Origin of the sequence: Citrifermentans bremense R1, from assembly GCF_000426865.1 — a bacterium.
GTDB classification, from domain to species: Bacteria; Desulfobacterota; Desulfuromonadia; order Geobacterales; family Geobacteraceae; genus Geomonas; species Geomonas bremensis.
Genome location: NZ_AUGE01000015.1, coordinates 50865 through 69166 on the forward strand (window position 1 = coordinate 50865; position 18302 = coordinate 69166).

The 18302-nt window shown below is 62.5% G+C and carries 16 protein-coding genes; all 16 read left to right on the top strand.

The features are described 5' to 3' along the window. Positions 1–268: 268 nt before the first annotated feature. The 16 genes from larB (at position 269) to K419_RS0110930 (ending at position 18287) form a co-directional block, all read left to right on the top strand. Complete coding sequence (gene larB, locus K419_RS0110855) at positions 269–1024, top strand: nickel pincer cofactor biosynthesis protein LarB (RefSeq protein WP_026841604.1); 756 nt, start codon at positions 269–271, stop codon at positions 1022–1024. After that, the gene (gene larC / locus K419_RS0110860; RefSeq protein ID WP_026841605.1) at positions 1021–2178 is read left to right on the top strand and encodes a nickel pincer cofactor biosynthesis protein LarC; all 1158 of its coding nucleotides are present in this window, start codon (positions 1021–1023) and stop codon (positions 2176–2178) included. Before larB ends, larC begins: the two co-directional genes overlap by 4 nt. Continuing rightward, complete coding sequence (locus K419_RS0110865; RefSeq protein WP_026841606.1) at positions 2175–2624, top strand: phosphatidylglycerophosphatase A family protein; 450 nt, start codon at positions 2175–2177, stop codon at positions 2622–2624. Before larC ends, K419_RS0110865 begins: the two co-directional genes overlap by 4 nt. Then, entirely contained in the window at positions 2621–3865 is a 1245-nt protein-coding gene (locus K419_RS0110870; protein ID WP_026841607.1) for a competence/damage-inducible protein A, read from the top strand. The genes K419_RS0110865 and K419_RS0110870 overlap by 4 nt, the downstream gene beginning before the upstream one ends. A 37-nt stretch (positions 3866–3902) precedes the next feature. Further along, positions 3903–5900, top strand: a complete 1998-nt coding sequence (locus K419_RS0110875; RefSeq protein WP_026841608.1) for a sensor histidine kinase — start codon at positions 3903–3905, stop codon at positions 5898–5900. Positions 5901–6207: 307 nt separating this feature from the next. Continuing rightward, positions 6208–7224 carry a recombinase RecA gene (recA, locus tag K419_RS0110880; RefSeq protein ID WP_026841609.1) on the top strand — a complete coding sequence of 339 codons (1017 nt, stop codon included), beginning with the start codon at positions 6208–6210 and terminating at the stop codon, positions 7222–7224. Between the two features lie 3 nt (positions 7225–7227). Beyond that, on the top strand, positions 7228–8379 hold the full coding sequence (locus tag K419_RS0110885) for a type IV pilus twitching motility protein PilT (protein WP_026841610.1): 1152 nt from the start codon (positions 7228–7230) through the stop codon (positions 8377–8379). After that, on the top strand, positions 8380–8850 hold the full coding sequence (locus tag K419_RS0110890) for a regulatory protein RecX (protein ID WP_026841611.1): 471 nt from the start codon (positions 8380–8382) through the stop codon (positions 8848–8850). A 165-nt stretch (positions 8851–9015) separates the two neighbouring features. Then, positions 9016–11643 carry an alanine--tRNA ligase gene (alaS, locus tag K419_RS0110895; RefSeq protein WP_026841612.1) on the top strand — a complete coding sequence of 876 codons (2628 nt, stop codon included), beginning with the start codon at positions 9016–9018 and terminating at the stop codon, positions 11641–11643. A 56-nt stretch (positions 11644–11699) separates the two neighbouring features. Further along, positions 11700–12839: an ATP-binding response regulator gene (locus K419_RS0110900; protein WP_026841613.1), complete on the top strand. Its 1140-nt coding sequence runs from the start codon at positions 11700–11702 to the stop codon at positions 12837–12839. 109 nt (positions 12840–12948) lie between these two features. After that, positions 12949–13827 (top strand): acetylglutamate kinase, encoded by an 879-nt coding sequence (gene argB, locus K419_RS0110905; protein ID WP_026841614.1) that lies wholly within the window; start codon positions 12949–12951, stop codon positions 13825–13827. 157 nt (positions 13828–13984) lie between these two features. After that, positions 13985–15178 (top strand): acetylornithine transaminase, encoded by a 1194-nt coding sequence (locus K419_RS0110910; protein ID WP_026841615.1) that lies wholly within the window; start codon positions 13985–13987, stop codon positions 15176–15178. 93 nt (positions 15179–15271) lie between these two features. Then, complete coding sequence (argF, locus tag K419_RS0110915; RefSeq protein WP_026841616.1) at positions 15272–16183, top strand: ornithine carbamoyltransferase; 912 nt, start codon at positions 15272–15274, stop codon at positions 16181–16183. A 25-nt stretch (positions 16184–16208) separates the two neighbouring features. Further along, complete coding sequence (locus K419_RS0110920) at positions 16209–16508, top strand: nucleotidyltransferase family protein (RefSeq protein WP_026841617.1); 300 nt, start codon at positions 16209–16211, stop codon at positions 16506–16508. A gap of 64 nt (positions 16509–16572) precedes the next feature. Next, the gene (locus K419_RS0110925) at positions 16573–17793 is read left to right on the top strand and encodes an argininosuccinate synthase (protein WP_026841618.1); all 1221 of its coding nucleotides are present in this window, start codon (positions 16573–16575) and stop codon (positions 17791–17793) included. Between the two features lie 65 nt (positions 17794–17858). Next, complete coding sequence (locus tag K419_RS0110930) at positions 17859–18287, top strand: NUDIX domain-containing protein (RefSeq protein ID WP_026841619.1); 429 nt, start codon at positions 17859–17861, stop codon at positions 18285–18287. Positions 18288–18302 lie beyond the last annotated feature (15 nt).

The window sequence follows — 18302 nt, forward strand, 5'->3', positions numbered from 1 at the left end:
TTCTCTCTTAGCTTCTGTGTCATCGCAACCCCCGTCTGTCAGGAATGCTCCCATATCTGTCACACCGGCAGCCCAAAAGGTACAACACGCAGCCAGGTAAGGCAATGCACAACCGGGGATGCAATCTGGCTGCCGCAGGATCGGCATCCCGCTGTCAGAGGCCCCTTCCAGTGACATAAACTTTAGACAGAATGTATTTTTCTTGCAGCGAAACGCATTATTTGTGCTAGCTTTGTTTTTTTCAATGTACGGAGGCAAGATCCGATTCATGCAGAGCAAGGTGATCGAAAATATACTGCAAGAAGTCGGCGCAGGGTCGCTCGACGTTCAGACTGCACTGGAAAGACTGAAACATCTCCCCTTCGAGGATGTGGGGTGCGCGACGGTGGACCACCACCGCTCGCTGCGCCAGGGATTCCCGGAGGTTATCTTCGGCCAGGGGAAGAACTTGGCCCAGATGCGCACCATCATCGCCGCCCTCCTCGCCAAGGGGGGGAACGTGCTCGCCACCCGCGTCAACTCCGCTAAGGGGGCGAAGCTCAAAGAGAGCTTCCCGCAGGCGGTCTACCACCCCGACGCGCGGGCGCTGACCATCGAGCAGCACCCGGTCGAGCTGCGCGGCAAGGGGAAGATCCTGGTGGTCTGCGCCGGCACCTCTGACATCCCGGTGGCGGCGGAGGCGGTCCTCACGGCGCGCCTGATGGGAAACGAGGTGGAGCATATCTACGACGTGGGGGTGGCGGGGCTGCATCGGTTGCTCGCGCGGCGCGGCGCTCTCGCCGAGGCATCGGTGATCGTCGTGGTCGCCGGCATGGAAGGGGCGCTTCCCTCGGTGGTCGGGGGGCTGGTGGACAAGCCGGTGATAGCGGTCCCCACCTCCATAGGCTACGGCGCCTCCTTCGGCGGCGTGGCGGCGCTATTGGGGATGCTCAACTCCTGCGCCGCCGGGGTCACCGTGGTGAACATAGACAACGGCTTCGGAGCGGCGTACGCGGCGAGCCTGATGAATAGGGTGCATCGATGAAAGTGGCGTATTTCGACTGTTTCGCGGGAATCGCCGGCGACATGACCGTCGCGGCGCTGATCGAACTGGGGCTGCCGCTGGAGGTCTTGCGGCGGGAACTGGCGGGGCTTCCTTTTTCCGGCTACACGCTGGAAAGCCGCAAGGTGGAGCGGCATGGAGTGGCCGGAACCTCCTTCAAGGTGACCCTCACCGAGGCGGACCAGCCGCACCGGCACTACAGCGGTATCGCGAAGATGATCGAGGAGTCCGGCCTGAAGCCCCGGGTGAAGGAGCTCGCGCAGCGGATCTTCAGCAGGCTCGCCGAGGCGGAGGCAGCCGTGCACGGCGTCCCCCTGGAGCGGGTGCACTTCCATGAGGTGGGCGCGGTCGATTCCATCGTCGACATCGTGGGGACCGCCATAGGGCTCGACCACCTGGGGGTGGAAGCGGTCTACGCCTCCGGACTACCCTACGGCAGGGGGGTCGTGCAGACGGCCCACGGCAGGCTCCCGGTCCCGGCGCCGGCTACCGCGAAGCTGATGGAGGGAATTCCCCTTACCGCCGACATCGGCGAGGGGGAGCGGGTCACCCCGACCGGTGCGGCCATAATCGCGGCGCTGGCCGATGGCTTCGGCCCCCCGCCGCCTATGACGCCGCTTGGAACCGGCTACGGCGCGGGCGAAAAGGACTTTCCCGAACTCCCCAACCTGCTCCGGGTGCTCCTGGGCGATAGCGCGGAGGCAAAGGGCCACCAGGAGGTCCTGGTCGTCGAGACCCACATCGACGACATGAACCCGGAGATCTTCGGCTTTGTCATGGAGAGGCTACTGGAGGCGGGGGCGCTCGACGTCGCCTTTTCCCCCCTGCAGATGAAGAAGAACCGCCCCGCCACCCGCCTCACCGTGATCGCGGACCCCGCCGACCTGGAAAAGCTCTCGGCCATCGTGCTCTCGGAATCGACCGCCATCGGCCTGCGCTACTACCCGGCCCGCCGCATCACCGCCGCGCGTAGCTTAGAAACCCGGGAAACGACCCTGGGCGAGGTCGCGGTGAAGGTGCTGGAAACCGGGCGCGTGACGCCGGAGTACGACTCCTGCCGCACAATCGCGCTGGAGAAGGGAATCCCGCTCATCGAGGTGTACCGCACCGTGGAAAGGGAGTGCGGTCAGGCATGAAACGCTTCGTCATCATTTCGGCAACCTGGTTCGGCACCGGCTTTTCCCCCTTCGCCTCGGGGACCGTGGGTACCCTCGGGGCGATACCGTTCTTCCTCCTCCTGTCGCGTATGCCGCTTGCGCTCTACCTGTTGACCTTGGTCGCCTTCACCCTCTTCGCCTGCTGGAGCGCCGGCTTCGGCGAGGAACTCTGGGGCGAGCACGATTCCGGCAAGATAGTGATCGACGAGGTGGCCGGGTATCTCGTCACCATGATCGCCGTCCCCCCCACCTGGCAGGGGGTGCTGATCGGGTTTGCGGCCTTCCGCTTCTTCGACATCCTGAAGCCGCAGCCGGCGCGCTGGTTCGACCGGTCGCTCAAAAACGGCTACGGGGTGGTGCTCGACGACGTCATGGCGGGGCTCTACGCCTGCGCGACGACGCACCTGGCCCTGAGGTTCCTATGAGGGTGGCGGTTCTTTCCATAGGGGACGAGCTCCTCTGCGGCGAGGTGGTGGACACCAACGCAAGCCACATCGCCGGCCGGCTCTTCCAGGCGGGGGGGCGGGTGGAGCGGCACCTGACCGTCCCCGACGACGCGGAGGCGATCGCTTCCGCCCTCACGGAGCTCGGCGCGCGCAGCGACGCGGTAATCGTCACCGGGGGCTTGGGCCCCACCCCGGACGACTTGACCGCCGAGGCCGCGGCGCGGGCCGCCGGAACGAAACTGGAGCTCTCATCTGAGGCGCTTGACCACCTGGAGCGCTTCGCGCAGAGGATTACCGGAAAGCTGCACCCGGCCAACCGCAGGCAGGCGCTTCTCCCCAAAGGGTGCGCGCTGATCCCCAACCCTTTGGGAACCGCCTTGGGCTTCGTGGTCCGCATAGGCCAGGCCGACTGCTTCTTCATGCCCGGCGTCCCCTACGAGATGGAGCGGATGCTGGAGGATACGGTGCTCCCGGAGCTTACCGGCAGGTTCGAAGCCGGCTGGCAGCGGGTGACGCTGAAGCTTTTCGGCATCGCCGAGGCCGCCATCGCGGAACTATTGGAGGGGGCGATTCCCGAAGGGTCCCCGGTGCAGCTTGCCTACTGCGTGAAGTTCCCGGAGATCCACCTGATCCTGCGGGCTGAGGCCACCGACGCTTCCATCTTGCAGCAGGCGGCCGGCGAGCTGCGGCAGCGGCTTTGCGCGTATCTCTTTGCCGAGGACCGGGAGGAGATGGACGACCGGCTCGCGCTTTTGCTGCGGGAAAAGGGCCTCACCCTGGCGCTCGCCGAATCCTGCACCGGCGGCATGATCGCCGCCCGCATCACCGCCGTCGCGGGAAGCTCCGCCTATTTCCTGGAAGGAAACGTCACCTACAGCAACGAGGCGAAGACCAGGATGCTGCAGGTCCCAGCCCCCCTGATAGCGGAGCACGGCGCGGTCAGCGCCGAGGTCGCCCGCGCCATGGCGGTCGGGGCGAGGGAGGCCGCGGGAAGCGACTTGGCGTTGTCGGTCACCGGCATCGCCGGCCCGGACGGGGGAAGCCTAGAGAAGCCGGTCGGCACCGTCTACCTGGCCCTTGCCGACCAAGGCTCGTGCCGGGTGGAGCGCTTCAACTTCCAGGGCGACCGCGACCGCGTCCGATCCATCACCTGCTTCACAGCGCTCGATTGGCTGCGCCGCTACCTCCTCACACGGAAGACGACACCAGGCCGGGGTTGACCGGTCACAACAAGTTGCCGGTACAGAGGACACGTTCTTGCACTTCGCACCGTTCCTGCTCATAGCCGTTTGCGAGCTGATATTGCTCTTCATCGGGAGGCGCACCCCGCTGCCGGGGTGGCTGCACCTGGCCGTCTCGGTTACCGTTGCCGCCGTGCTCCTCTTTATCGCCGCCCGGGCCTGGAAGCGGCAGCTTCAGGTGCAGGAAGGGCTGCAGCGCGAGTTGGAGGGGATGCGGCTGGAAGCGGTGAAAAGCGCCCGCCGCTACAAGAGCCTCCTGGAGGGGGCGGGCAACGCCATCTTCATCTTCAGCGCCGACACCGGTCTTTTGGAGGAAGAAAACCGCGTGGGACGGGAGCTTTTGGGTTTCAGCAAGGAGGAGCTCGACTCCATCCAGGCGCGCGACCTGTTGCATCCCGACGAGCATGAGCGGTTCCGCTGCTTCCTCTACCAGGTGAAGCGCAACGGGCGCGGAGAACTGGACTCGGTCCGGATCAGGAAGAAAAACGGCACCTTCTTCCTGGCCGAGATCAATGCCCGGCTCATCGACTTGGGAGACGAGCAGGTGGCGCACTGCCTCATGCGCGACATCACCAAGAAAAGGCGCACCGAAAAAGAGATCTGGCAGAGAAACCGCGAACTCTCCATCCTCAACGACATACTCACCGGCATGAACCATTCCGCCGACCTGGAACAGGAGCAGCAAAGAACCCTGTGGGAGATCATGGAGCTCTTCGACGCAGGGGGGGGCACCATGCACCTGTACCGCGGCGACCAGGGAAGCGCGCGGCTTTGCGCCAGCTGCGGCGTCTCTGCCGAATTGGAGCAGCGCCTCTCCCAAAGCCTCGCCCAAGACCCGGAGCGCTTCCTGAAGGTAAAGAGGCTGAAGGCGCCGCAGATCAAGGATCTGGGCGTCGCCGCCGAGGGGTGGCAATGCCTCACCTCGGTCCCCATCAGCGCGCAGGAGCACCTGGTCGGCGTGATGCACCTCATGCATCGCGACCCCTGCCGCTACAGCGCCGAGGAACTCCGCTTCCTGGAAAGCGTCGGCAAGCAGATGGGTAACATCATCGAGAAAGGGAGGCTCTTCGCGGAGCTGAACTGGAAAAGCGGCGAACTGCTCCGCTCGCACCGCCTATTGGAGAAGAGCAGCCACAACCTCTCCGTTTCCGAGATCCGGCTCAAGCAGAACCTGGCCCTGGTGGAGCAGGCGAACCTGGAGCAGAACCGCCTGGACCGGATGAAGAACCAGTTCCTGGGGATGGTCTCCCACGAGTTCAACACCCCGCTCACCAGCATCATCTCCGGCGTCGAGCATCTGCTGCAAAACGGCTGGCACAGCGAGCAGGAGGCGCGCTCCGTGCTGGAACTGGTGCGGGACGGCGGGCTCAGGCTGAAGGGGCTGGTCGCCGACCTTTTGAAGCTGATCAAGGTGGAGGCCAGGCGTGGTGCGCTGGAGACCTCGGCGGTGCACCTGCTGCATTTCCTGGACGAACTCGCGGCGCAGTTGCAGCCGCAGCTGGAAGAGCGGGGCCAGCGCGTCACCCTGGCGGGGTTGGAAGAACTCCCGTTCTTCGATGCGGACCGCAACTACCTGGAGCGCGTCTTCGGCGAGCTTTTGCAAAACGCCATCAGGTTCAGCCCGCACAAAGGGGAGATCCTGGTGACCGGGAGGGTGGTGGACCGCCCTGCGCTCCTGGAGCGCAGGAAAACCCTGGAGCGCTTCAACCCCGAGTTCCTCAGGCGCTGCGGGGAGCGCTGCTATCTGGAAGTGGAGGTGCGGGACAGCGGCATCGGCATCCCCCCCGAGGAGCAGCAGGGGATCTTCGGGATCTTCTACGAGGTCGGCGAGATAAGGCACCACTCCAGCGGCATGAGCCGCGAGCAGGGAAGAGGGGCGGGGTTAGGTCTCGCCATGGTGAAGGGGATGGTGGAGGCCCACGGCGGGATGGTGTGGGTGGAGAGTGCGGGAGGAAGCTCCTTCTTCCTGGTCCTTCCCCTGGAGCAGGAAGCGATCCAGCCGGCGCTGTTCTGAACGGCCGAAAGGCCGTTCAACGTTCAACGTTCGACGTTTAAGATCGAGATTAAGATTGAGATTGAGATTAAGTGAAGGCGAACAGGCATGAACAGCAAGAAACGGTTCAACGTTTGGACGTTGAATCCGATATGGAGAAGGGGCCGTAGCAGGGTGGACGATCTGGCGGAAAGGCGCCTCGAACCTTGAACGTTGAACCTCGAACGGTTTTTACTCGTTGAAAACCCGCTCCGGGTTGTGCTATTGGTGATGGGATTTTTTACCGGACAACGACCTGCTTTTGTGCAGGCTACAGGAGATATAGACGATGCTCGACAAGGATAAAGCGGAAAAGGCCCTGGACCTGGCGATGAGCCAGATTGAAAAGCAGTTCGGCAAAGGGGCCATCATGAGGCTCGGCAATGAAGAGGCGCTTCCCGACATCGCCTCCATCCCGACCGGCTCGCTCTCGCTCGACATCGCGCTCGGCGTGGGAGGGGTGCCGCGCGGCCGCGTGATCGAGATCTTCGGACCGGAATCCTCCGGCAAGACCACGCTGGCCTTGCACGTTATCTCCGAGGCGCAGAAGCTGGGCGGAATCGCCGCCTTCGTGGACGCCGAGCACGCCCTCGACATCGGCTACGCCAGAAAGCTCGGCGTGAAGACGGACGACCTCCTGGTCTCCCAGCCGGATACCGGCGAGCAGGCGCTGGAAATCGCCGAGACCCTGGTAAGAAGCGGCGCCATCGACGTCCTCGTCGTCGACTCCGTGGCCGCCCTGGTCCCCAAAGCGGAGATAGAGGGGGACATGGGGGACTCGCACATGGGCCTGCAGGCACGCCTCATGTCCCAGGCGCTCAGGAAGCTGACCGGCATCATCTCCAAGAGCAACTGCTGCGTCATCTTCATCAACCAGATCAGGATGAAGATCGGCGTCATGTTCGGCAACCCCGAGACCACCACCGGCGGCAACGCGCTCAAGTTCTACGCCTCGGTCCGCATGGACATCAGGAAGATCGCGGCGCTCAAGCAGGGCAACGACATGATCGGCTCCCGCACCCGCGTCAAAGTGGTGAAGAACAAGGTCGCCCCCCCCTTCAAAGAAGTCGAGTTCGACATCCTCTACGGCGAAGGGATCTCCAAGGAAGGGGATATCCTGGACCTCGCCGTGGAGCGCAACGTGGTTGAGAAAAGCGGCGCCTGGTTCTCCTACGGCAAGGAGCGCATCGGTCAGGGGCGCGAGAACTCCCGCTTGTTCCTCAAGGAGCACCCGGAGATCACCGCCGAAATCAGGGAAAAGCTGGTCACCCCCCAACAAGACGCCGCAACTTCCGGCGCAGCCTAAACCATGGAACTTAACGAGATCCTCGGCATAGCCATGAAGGCGAAGGGGTCCGACATCCACCTGAAGGCGGGGCTTCCCCCCATCGTCAGGATCGACGGCGCCTTGCGCGCCATCCCCAACGCCGACCGGCTCTCGACGGACGGAGTCAGGAAAATGGCGTTCAACATCATGAACGAACGCCAGAAACGGATCTTCGAGGAAAACTACGAGGTCGACCTCTCCTACGGGGTCCCGGGTCTCGGGCGCTTCCGCGTCAACGTCTTCGCCCAGCGCGGCACTGTCGCCCTGGTTCTGCGCGCCATCCCGATCGCCATCCCGACGCTCGAAACGCTGAACCTGCCGCCGGTACTGAAAAAGCTGGCCCTGGAGCAGCGCGGCCTGATCCTCGTCACCGGCACCACGGGGAGCGGCAAGTCCACCACGCTTGCCTCCATCATCGACTACATCAACGAGCACCGGACCTGCAACATCATCACCATCGAGGATCCGGTCGAGTACCTGCACAAGGACAAGAAAAGCCTGATCAGCCAGCGCGAGGTCGGGTTCGACACCCTGACCTTCGGCAAGGCGCTCACCTCGGCGCTACGCCAGGACCCGGACGTGATCCTCGTAGGCGAGATGCGCGACTACGAGACCATCGAGACGGCGCTCACCGCCGCCGAGACCGGCCATCTGGTCCTCTCCACCCTGCACACCCTGGACGCCGCCGAAACCGTCAACAGGGTCATCTCCGTCTTCCCCCCCTACCACCAGAGGCAGGTGAGGATGCAGCTGTCGGGGATACTGAAAGGGGTCATCTCCCAAAGGCTCGTGCCGCGCGCCGACGGCAAGGGTCGCGTCCCGGCGGTCGAGGTCCTGATCGGCACCGCGCGCATCAGGGACTGCATCGACGACAAGGAGAAGACCAAGCAGATCCCCGAGGCGATCGCCCAGGGGTTCACGACCTACGGCATGCAGACCTTCGACCAGTCGCTCATGCAGCTTATGACCAAGAACCTGATCACCTACGAGGAAGCCATGAGGCAGTCGAGCAACCCCGACGACTTCGCCCTCAAGGTCTCCGGCATCTCTTCCACCTCCGACTCCAACTGGGACGAGTTCACCAGCGAAGAGCCCTCCGCAGACGACGGCGAGATGAATATCGAGAAGTACTAGGTGCAGCGGGGAAGCGCTTTCGACTGCTGCCTGAGGGTGCTGGCCCTGCGCGACCACGCCGAGGCGGAACTGCGCAGGAAACTGGAAAGGAAGGGTTACCAGGAGGAAGAGGTCGAGGCGAGCGTCGCCCGGCTGAAGGAACTTGGTTACCTCGACGACCTCCGCTTCGCCCGCAGCTTCGCCGCCTCGCAGCTTAGAAACGGCAAGGGGTACGGGGTGAGGCTGAAGATGGAGCTCGCCCGGCGCGGCGTCGCCGCAGCCATCGTCGACGAGGTGCTGGGGGAACTGGCACAGGAGTACGGCGAGAGCGAGTTGCTGGCCCAGGTGATGGAGCGCCGTTACGCCTCCTTCGACCCAACGACCGCGACGGACAAGGAAAAGCGCAAGGTGATCGGCTACCTGCAGCGGAAGGGTTTTTCGCTCGGAGCGATTTTCAAGAAGCTCGACGGGCGCGCCTGCGGCGACGATTAACGGCGAAAGCCGTCTAACAGGGATAAAAGGGATAAAGGGGATAACACCCAAACAAGTGGCAAAGACATTACTGTCTTTTTGACTTTATCCCCCGCCTCCCCTTCATCCCTGTTAATGAATTTTTGGTTTCAGATTGATCTACATTCCATTTTTTGAGGTTTTTTTATGACAGGCAAAGAGATCCGGGCTCAGTTCTTCAACTTCTTTCAGAAAAAAGGGCATGCCCTTGTGGAGAGCTCGAACCTCATCCCACGCAACGACCCCACCCTCCTCTTCACCAACGCCGGCATGAACCAGTTCAAGGACGTCTTCCTCGGCATGGAGAAAAGGGATTACCTGAGGGCGGTCTCCTCCCAGAAATGCGTGCGCGCCGGCGGCAAGCACAACGACCTCGAGAACGTGGGTCGCACCGCCAGGCACCACACCTTCTTCGAGATGCTGGGGAACTTCTCCTTCGGCGACTACTTCAAGAAAGAGGCGATCGGCTTTGCCTGGGAATTCCTGACCAAGGAACTCGGCCTCTCCAAGGACCGCCTCTACGTCACCGTCTACACCGACGACGACGAGGCGGCCGACATCTGGCACAACCAGGAAGGGGTGCCGCGCGAACGCATCTACCGCTTCGGCGAGAAGGACAACTTCTGGTCCATGGGCGACACCGGCCCCTGCGGCCCCTGCACCGAGATCTTCTGGGACAACGGCCCGGGAACCGGCTGCGGCAGCCCCGACTGCGCGGTAGGCTGCGACTGCGACCGCTACATGGAGATCTGGAACAACGTCTTCATGCAATTCAACCGCGGCAAGGACGGCGTCCTGACCCCGCTCCCGAAACCCTCCGTCGATACCGGCATGGGCCTTGAACGCATCTCGGCCGTCATGCAGGGGGTCACCTCCAACTACGACACGGACCTCCTGCAGGGGATCATCCGCCACATCGAGCAGGTCTCCGGCAAGAAGTACCGGGACGACGAGAAGGACGACGTCTCCATGCGCGTCATCGCCGACCACGCCCGCGCCGTCACCTTCCTCATCTGCGACGGCGTCCTCCCCAGCAACGAGGGGCGCGGCTACGTGCTCAGGCGCATCATGCGCCGCGCCGCCCGCCACGCGAAGATGCTGGGGATCGCCGAGCCGGTCCTCTTCCGCGTGGTCGACGCGGTGAACACGATGATGGGGGACGCCTACCCGGAGCTTCTGGAGCGCGAGCATTACGTGAAGAAGGTGATCCTCGCCGAGGAGGAGCGCTTCATCGAGACCCTGGACCGCGGCCTCGCCATCCTGAACGAGGAGACGGCGGCACTCAGGGCCAAGGGGGAGAAGGTCATCTCCGGCGAGGTCATCTTCAAGCTCTACGACACCTTCGGCTTCCCGGTCGACTTGACCGCCGACATCGTCGAGTCCGAAGGGTTCACCCTCGACGAGGACGGCTTCGCCCTCTGCATGGAGAAGCAGCGCGTCAAGGCGAGGGAGAACTGGAAGGGGTCCGGCGAGCAGGGGCTGGCCGACATCTACAAGGAGCTGCACGGCACCGGCATCACCACCGACTTCCTGGGCTACAGCGAGCAGACCGCCTTCTCCACCATCAGCGCCATCGTCAAGGGTGGGACCCTGGTCGAAGAGGCAAGCGCCGGCGACGAGATCGAGATCGTCACCGCGGCTACACCTTTCTACGGCGAGTCGGGGGGGCAGGCAGGCGACACCGGAACCATCTCCACCGGCTCCGGGCATGTGGAAGTGACCGGCTCCACCCGCCCCTTCACCGACCTCATCGTGCACCGCGGCAAGGTGGTCTCCGGCGCCATCAGGACCGGCGAGGCGGCGGACCTGAAGATCTCGGTTGGGAACCGCTCCGCAACCGCCAGAAACCACACGGCGACCCACCTCTTGCAGGCGGCGCTCCGTGAGGTGCTGGGCGATCACGTGAAGCAGGCAGGCTCCCTGGTGACCCCGGACAGGCTCCGCTTCGACTTCACCCACTTCACCCCGATGGCCCAGGAGGAGATCCGCAGGGTCGAGGTCCTGGTGAACGGCCACATCATGGGGAACTCCGCGGTGGAGTCCCGCGAGATGCCGGCGGCAGACGCGCTTGCCGCAGGCGCCACAGCACTCTTCGGCGAGAAGTACGGCGACGTCGTCCGCGTGGTCAAGGTGGGGGACGTCTCCAGCGAACTCTGCGGCGGCACCCACGTGCACGGCGCCGGCGAGATCGGCTTCTTCAAGATCATCTCCGAAGCGGGGATCGCCGCCGGGGTCCGGAGGATCGAGGCCCAGACCGGCAGCGGCGCGCTGGCGGTGGTGCACGGAATGGAAGACGAGCAGCGCGGCATCGCCACCCTTCTGAAGGCTGAAGGGGGGACCGTCCTGGACAAGGTCGAGAAACTTGTGGCCGGCCAGCGCGAGCTGCAAAAGGAGCTCGAAACGCTGCAGGCGCGCCTGAACGCCTCCAAGTCCGCCGACCTCATCCAGCAGGTGCGCGAGCAAAACGGCATCAAGATCCTGTCGGTTAAGGTCGAAGGGGACGCCAAGGGGTTGAGGGAACTCTCCGACACCCTTAAGCAGCGCATCGGCTCCGGCATCATCGTCCTTGGGACCAGCGACGCGGCGAGGGCGAACCTCCTGGTGGCGGTGACGGCCGATCTCTCAGCGCGCTGGAAGGCGGGGGACATCATCAAGGCCATCGCCCCGATAGTCGGGGGCAACGGCGGAGGAAAGCCCGAGCTCGCGCAGGCGGGAGGTTCCAAGCCGGAGCACCTGGCCGAGGCGCTCGAAGCGGTTTATCAGATAGTGGGGTAAAAACTCCCCGTAAGGCACTGCCAGTTACAAAAACAAGATCATCCCGGGACATGCCGATGCTGCAACTGACCCCAAACCCGAACCAGTCCCAACAACTGGAGGTCGAGAAGAAGACCGTGCTCATCGTCGACGACGAGGCGGTGATCCGCGACCTCTGCAAACGGGTGCTGCACGACTACGACGTCATCGAGGCGGGGGACGGGGCCGAGGCGCTGGAGATCTTCCACAGGGGGGGGATCGACGTCATCCTCACCGACGTGATGATGCCGGAAATGGACGGGCTTGAGCTCCTGAAAAACCTGAAGGAGCGGGAGCCGACCGTGGTGGTCATCATCATGACCGGCTTCGCCGACAAGGAACTGATCCTGAAGGCGCTCAAAGCGGATGCGGACGACTTCATCACCAAGCCGCTCAACCTGCTGCAGCTAAAGAGCGCGGTCGACAAGGCGCTGGTGAAAAAGGCCCTCAAGGAGGAGATCGCCAACCTGAAGAGCGTCGACCGCTTCAAGACGCTCTTTCTTTCCATGATCTCGCACAAGTTCCGCACCCCCATCACCTCCATCTCGCTCTTCCTGCAAAACCTCGCCTCCGGCGTGATAGACACGCGCGACGAAGGGGCCAGGGAGCACATTGGCCTCGTGTACGACGAGGCGTGCTACCTGGGCAACCTGGTGAGCGAACTCCTCGCCTTTTCCTCGTTCATGGACGGCAACAGCGATCTGCACCTGGAGCCGTGCGACCTGAAGGATCTCATCCCCTCGCTCATCAGTGACTCGAAGGAGTGGCTGACCAAACCGGGGGTCGCCCCGCACAGCGACCTTGAAGAGGTACCCGAGCTGATGCTCGACCGCGAGAAGATCTCCTTCGCGCTGCAGCAGGTGATCGACAACGCCATCAAGTTCTCCAAGGATACCGGGCTTGTCTGCGTCACCCTGAGAAACCGCGCCGGCAGTTGCCAGATCTCCGTGGAAGACAACGGCATCGGCATACCCAAGGAGCAGTTGCCCAAGATCTTCGAGAAGTTCTACCAGGTGGACGCCGACCGGACCGGGCAGGTCCGCGGCTTCGGCCTCGGCCTTTTCTACGCCCGCCAGTTCATCAGGATGCACGGCGGCAGCATCAGCATCGAAAGCGAGCTGAATGTCGGCACCCGCGTCCTCCTCAGCATCCCCCACACTACCAGTCAAAGCCCCTGATAGATCGTGGCGTCGGCCTTTCAGTCAAACCCTCTTTGAAGTTGATTATTTCCCTCTATCTGCTATATTAACGTCTTTCAAAACGGCCATAATTATGAAAGAGGCGCCAATGCAGCAACTCATAGAAAAGGCGAGCACACTCATGGAGGCGCTCCCTTATATCAGACGTTTTTCCGGCAAGACTATCGTCATCAAGTACGGCGGCCACGCGATGGCTGATGAGAAGCTCAGGAAGTCTTTCGCACTCGACGTCATCCTGCTCAAATACATTGGCATCAACACCGTGGTAGTACACGGAGGCGGTCCGCAGATAAACGAGACACTGAAGCGCTACGGCATAGTGTCGGAATTCGTCAAGGGGATGCGCGTCACCGATAAAGAGACCATGGGCGTCGTGGAGATGGTCCTGACCGGGCAGGTCAACCGCGAGGTGGTGGGATACATCAACCAAAACGGCGGCCGCGCGGCCGGGCTCTCCGGCAAAGACGGCGACCTCTTGATCTGCGAGAAGCTCTTGCAGGAAGTGAAGAGCGAAGACGGCAGCACCGAGACGGTCGACATCGGTTTCGTCGGCGACGTAGTCGAGGTGAATCCGGCCATATTACAGGCATTGGAAAAGGGGGGCTTCATACCGGTCATAGCGCCGGTAGGAGTAGGTCGAGCCGGGGAGAGCTACAACATCAACGCCGACGTCGTGGCCGGCAAGGTCGCGGCCGCCCTTAACGCCGAAAAACTGATCCTTTTGACCGACGTCTCGGGAGTGAAGAGCAAGGAGGGGGAACTCCTCTCCAGCATCCCGCTCGCCGATGTACCCGCCCTCATCGACAACGGCACCGTCACCGGCGGGATGATCCCCAAGGTCACCTGCTGCACCGACGCGCTTGTCGCCGGGGTCAAGAAGGCCCACATCGTGGACGGCCGGATCGAGCACGCGATCCTGCTGGAGATCTTCACCAACGTCGGGATCGGAACGGAAATACAGGCTTAACTGCTAACTGCCAACTGCCGTTCAACGTTCAACGTTCAACAACATTCGAGCCAGTGGAAGCCTCACCGTACGGCGCCGTCACAATGACGAGACAACGCTGCAGACGCCGCCTCTCGAACGTTGAACCCGGAACGTTGAACGGTTTCTAGGAGATTCTATGAATTCAGCAGCATGGATGGAAAAAGCTGACAAATATATCATGAAGACCTACGGCCGCTATCCGCTCGTCCCGGTAAAGGGCGAGGGATGCTACCTGTGGGACGCGGACGGCAAGAAGTACCTCGACTTCCTCGCGGGGGTCGCGGTGAACAACCTGGGACACTGCCACCCGAAGGTTACGGCGGCCCTCGCCAAGCAGGCGGCGGAGCTGATCCACTGCTCGAACTACTACCATATCCCGCAGCAGATCGAGCTGGCCGAGCTCCTTTGCAGACTCTCCTTCGCGGACAAGGCGTTCTTCTGCAACTCGGGCGCCGAGGCGAACGAGGCGGCCATCAAGCTGGCCAGAAAGTACAGCCGCGAGAAGTACGGCGTCGACCGCTACGAAATCATCACCGCCATATCCTCCTTCCACGGCCGCACCATGGCGACGGTCTCGGCGACCGGCCAGGAGAAGGTGCAGAAATTCTTCGATCCCCTGCTGCACGGGTTCCGCCACGTGCCGTTCAACGACGCCAAGGCGCTGAAGGAGGCCATCGGCCCCTGCACCTGCGCCATCATGCTGGAGCCGATCCAGGGCGAGGGTGGCGTGGTGGTCCCGGACGCCGCCTACTTCCAGCAGGTGCGCCAGATCTGCGACGACAACAACCTGATCCTCATCTTCGACGAGGTGCAGGTGGGGATGGGCAGGACCGGGAAGATGTTTGCCCACGAGCACTTCGGCATCACCCCCGACATCATGACGCTGGCCAAGGCGCTGGCCGGCGGCGCCCCCATCGGGACCATGCTGGCCACCGAGAAGCTGGCGGCAGCCTTCACCCCCGGAACCCACGGCTCCACCTTCGGCGGCAACCCGCTGGTCACCGCCGCCGCCGTCGCCACCATCAGGGCTATCATGGAAGAAGGGGTCCTGAACCACTGCGAGGAGATCGGCGAGTACCTGATGGGCGAGTTGGAGGCGCTGAAGCATAAGTTCCCCGGCTTCATCATCGACGTGCGGGGCATCGGCCTCATGATCGGGGTCGAGCTTTCCATCCCCGGCGGCGACGTGGTGAAGACGGCCCTCTCCCGGGGGCTGCTCTTGAACTGCGCCCAGGAAAAGGTGCTCCGTTTCGTGCCCCCCTTGATCGTCGGAAAGAAAGAAGTGGACGACATGCTCAGCATTTTGACCGGGATTCTGCAGGAACTGTAACTGCTCCCTCCCCCTCCCTTGACGGGAGGGGGAAGTTGATATGAGGTGCCGGCTCGGCCGGCACCATTAAAACTAGAAACGAGACCACACCACATGAAAAGAGACTTCCTCGCGCTGAGCCAGTTCTCGAAGGCTGAACTGGACGCGATCTTCCTGTTGACCAAAGAGCTCAAGGAAAAGCAAAAAAAGGGCGTCGAGCACCACCTTTTGAAAGGGAAGTCGCTCGCCATGATCTTCGAGAAGTCCTCCACCCGCACCAGGCTCTCCTTCGAGATAGGGATGTACCAGCTGGGAGGGCACCCGCTCTTCATCTCCAGCAAGGACTCGCAGATGGGTCGCGGCGAGCCGATCAAGGACACCGCCCGCGTCATGGCGCGCTACTGCGACGGCGTCATGATCCGCACCTTCGCCCAGGAGACGGTGGAGGAGTTCGCCAAATACGCCTCCGTCCCCATCATCAACGGCCTCACCGACCTGCACCACCCCTGCCAGATCATGGCCGACATCTTCACCGTGATCGAGCACAGGGGGGGGTACCAGGGGCTCAAGTTCGCCTGGATCGGCGACGGCAACAACATGGCCAACAGCTGGATCGAGGCCGCGGCCATCTTCGGCTTCGACCTGACCCTCGCCTGCCCCGAAGGGTACGATCCGAACCCGCAGGTGCTTGAGTGGGCGCAAAAACACGCCAGCTCCAAGATCGTCGTCACCCGCGACCCGAAGGAAGCGGCCCAGGACGCAGACGTCTTGAACACCGACGTCTGGGCCAGCATGGGACAGGAAGAGGAGCAGAAGATCAGGGAGAAGGCCTTCGTAGGTTTCCAGTTGAACGAGGAGCTCCTGGACTTGGCCCGCGGCAACGCCATGGTGCTCCACTGCCTGCCGGCCCATCGTGGCGAGGAGATCACCGACGACGTCATCGAAGGCCCCCACTCCGCGGTCTGGGACGAGGCGGAAAACCGGCTGCACGTGCAAAAGGCCATCATGGCCATCTTGATGAAGTAGTTTCAAAGCTGAAGGAGGCTTTGAGATGAAACAGCTGGAAGAGATAAAAGAGATCATCCGGGATCACAAGGCTGAACTCGCAGAGGAGTTCAGCGTCGCGGAGATCGGCGTCTTCGGCTCGGTGGTAAGGGGAGAGGCGCGCGAGGACAGCGATGTGGACGTACTCGTCGACTTCAGCAGCCCCATCGGTCTCATGAAGTTCATGAGGTTGGAGTACCACCTCGAGGAACTCTTCGGCTGCACCAAGGTCGATCTCGTCTCGCGGAAAGCTCTCAAGCCGTACATCGGCAAGACAATCCTGCAAGAAGTCCAGTATGTGGTTTAGACATACTCTGGACCTGCTACCTGTCCTCGAAGAACTAGTAAAAAACAACGCATAAGGAGAACCCATGGCAAAGAAAGAAGTGAAAAAGATCGTCCTCGCCTACTCCGGCGGGCTTGACACCTCCATCATCCTCAAATGGCTCAAAAACGAGTACGGCTGCGAAGTGGTCACCTTCTCCGCTGACCTGGGACAGGGGGACGAGCTGGAGCCGGTCCGCGAGAAGGCGTTCAAGACGGGCGCCGACAAGGTCTACATCGACGACCTGCGCGAAGAGTTCGTGCGCGACTTCGTGTACCCGATGTTCCGCGCCAACGCGATCTACGAAGGGTCTTATCTCCTCGGCACCTCCATCGCGCGCCCGCTGATCGCCAAGCGCCAGATGGAAATCGCCAAGATCGAGGGGTGCGACGCGGTCTCCCACGGCGCCACCGGCAAGGGTAACGACCAGGTTCGCTTCGAGCTCGCCTACTACCACTTCAACCCCGGCATCACCGTCGTGGCCCCGTGGAGGGAATGGAAACTCAACTCCCGCCAGGCGCTGATCAACTACGCGAAGAGAAACGACATCCCGATCCCGATCACCAAGAAGCGCCCCTGGTCTTCCGACCGGAACCTTTTGCACATCTCCTTCGAAGGCGGCATCCTGGAGGACACCTGGCTGGAGCCCCCCGAGAACATGTTCGTGCTGACCAAGGCTCCGGAGAAGGCGCCGAACAAGCCGCAGTACATCGAGATCGAGTTCGAAAAAGGGAACGCGGTGGCTGTCGACGGCGTGCGCATGTCCCCGGCCGAGCTTCTGGCTCACCTGAACACCATCGGCGGCGAGCACGGCATCGGCCGCGTAGACCTCCTGGAGAACCGCTCGGTCGGCATGAAGTCCCGCGGCGTGTACGAGACCCCGGGCGGCACCATCCTGCGCGAGGCGCACATGGCCGTCGAGCAGATCACCATGGACCGTGAAGTCATGCACCTGAGGGACTCCCTGATCCCGCGCTACGCCGAGATGATCTACAACGGCTACTGGTTCTCCCCGGAGCGCGAGATGATGCAGTGCATGATCGACGAATCCCAGAAGACCGTGAACGGCGTGGCAAGGATGAAGCTCTACAAAGGTCACTGCCGCACCGTGGGCAGGAAATCCGAGAGCGACTCGCTCTTCAACCTCGACTTCGCCACCTTCGAGAAGGATCAGGTCTACAACCAGGCGGACGCCGAGGGCTTCATCAAGCTGAACTCCCTGAGGCTCAGGATCCGTTCGCTCATGCTGGCCAACAAGAACAAGTAAGGCAACTGGCAGTACAGGAGGGTCCATAGGGGCACGAAACCTTTCGTGCCCCTATCTCGCTTTATATGGAGCAAAACGGATTCAAGGCGGGCCATATCGTCACCTCGGTGGTAGCGGTCATCATCGACACCGAGGACCGGGTGCTTCTCACCAAGCGCAACGTCCCTCCCTTCCAGGGGGAATGGGTGATGCCGGGTGGGAAGATCGATCTCGGGGAGCCCATCGTAGCCGCACTCAAGCGCGAGGTGTGGGAGGAAGTAGGGCTCGAAGTGGAGGTTGGCGAGCTGATCGACGTCTTCGAGCATGTGACGCCAGGCGAAGACAACTATCACTTCATCATCATCTATTACCGCTGCACCCCGCTTTACTGCGACGTGAAGCACAACCGGGACGAAGTGGCCGAGGCGCGCTGGGTAGCGGCCGAAGAATTGGCCGAGTACAAGATCCCCGCCGGCGCACGGTTCATTTTAGGAAAGACGTTTAGAACCGTTTAGAACCAATTGACAATT

Bases quoted from the DNA above. Each gene is read 5' to 3' on its own strand.
- argB (WP_026841614.1), top strand. From the start codon at position 12,949: ATGCAGCAACTCATAGAAAAGGCGAGCACACTCATGGAGGCGCTCCCT.
- K419_RS0110900 (WP_026841613.1), top strand. From the start codon at position 11,700: ATGCTGCAACTGACCCCAAACCCGAACCAGTCCCAACAACTGGAGGTC.
- larC (WP_026841605.1), top strand. From the start codon at position 1,021: ATGAAAGTGGCGTATTTCGACTGTTTCGCGGGAATCGCCGGCGACATG.
- K419_RS0110920 (WP_026841617.1), top strand. From the start codon at position 16,209: ATGAAACAGCTGGAAGAGATAAAAGAGATCATCCGGGATCACAAGGCT.
- larB (WP_026841604.1), top strand. From the start codon at position 269: ATGCAGAGCAAGGTGATCGAAAATATACTGCAAGAAGTCGGCGCAGGG.
- recA (WP_026841609.1), top strand. From the start codon at position 6,208: ATGCTCGACAAGGATAAAGCGGAAAAGGCCCTGGACCTGGCGATGAGC.
- K419_RS0110910 (WP_026841615.1), top strand. From the start codon at position 13,985: ATGAATTCAGCAGCATGGATGGAAAAAGCTGACAAATATATCATGAAG.
- K419_RS0110930 (WP_026841619.1), top strand. From the start codon at position 17,859: ATGGAGCAAAACGGATTCAAGGCGGGCCATATCGTCACCTCGGTGGTA.
- K419_RS0110885 (WP_026841610.1), top strand. From the start codon at position 7,228: ATGGAACTTAACGAGATCCTCGGCATAGCCATGAAGGCGAAGGGGTCC.
- K419_RS0110865 (WP_026841606.1), top strand. From the start codon at position 2,175: ATGAAACGCTTCGTCATCATTTCGGCAACCTGGTTCGGCACCGGCTTT.
- alaS (WP_026841612.1), top strand. From the start codon at position 9,016: ATGACAGGCAAAGAGATCCGGGCTCAGTTCTTCAACTTCTTTCAGAAA.
- K419_RS0110870 (WP_026841607.1), top strand. From the start codon at position 2,621: ATGAGGGTGGCGGTTCTTTCCATAGGGGACGAGCTCCTCTGCGGCGAG.
- K419_RS0110925 (WP_026841618.1), top strand. From the start codon at position 16,573: ATGGCAAAGAAAGAAGTGAAAAAGATCGTCCTCGCCTACTCCGGCGGG.
- argF (WP_026841616.1), top strand. From the start codon at position 15,272: ATGAAAAGAGACTTCCTCGCGCTGAGCCAGTTCTCGAAGGCTGAACTG.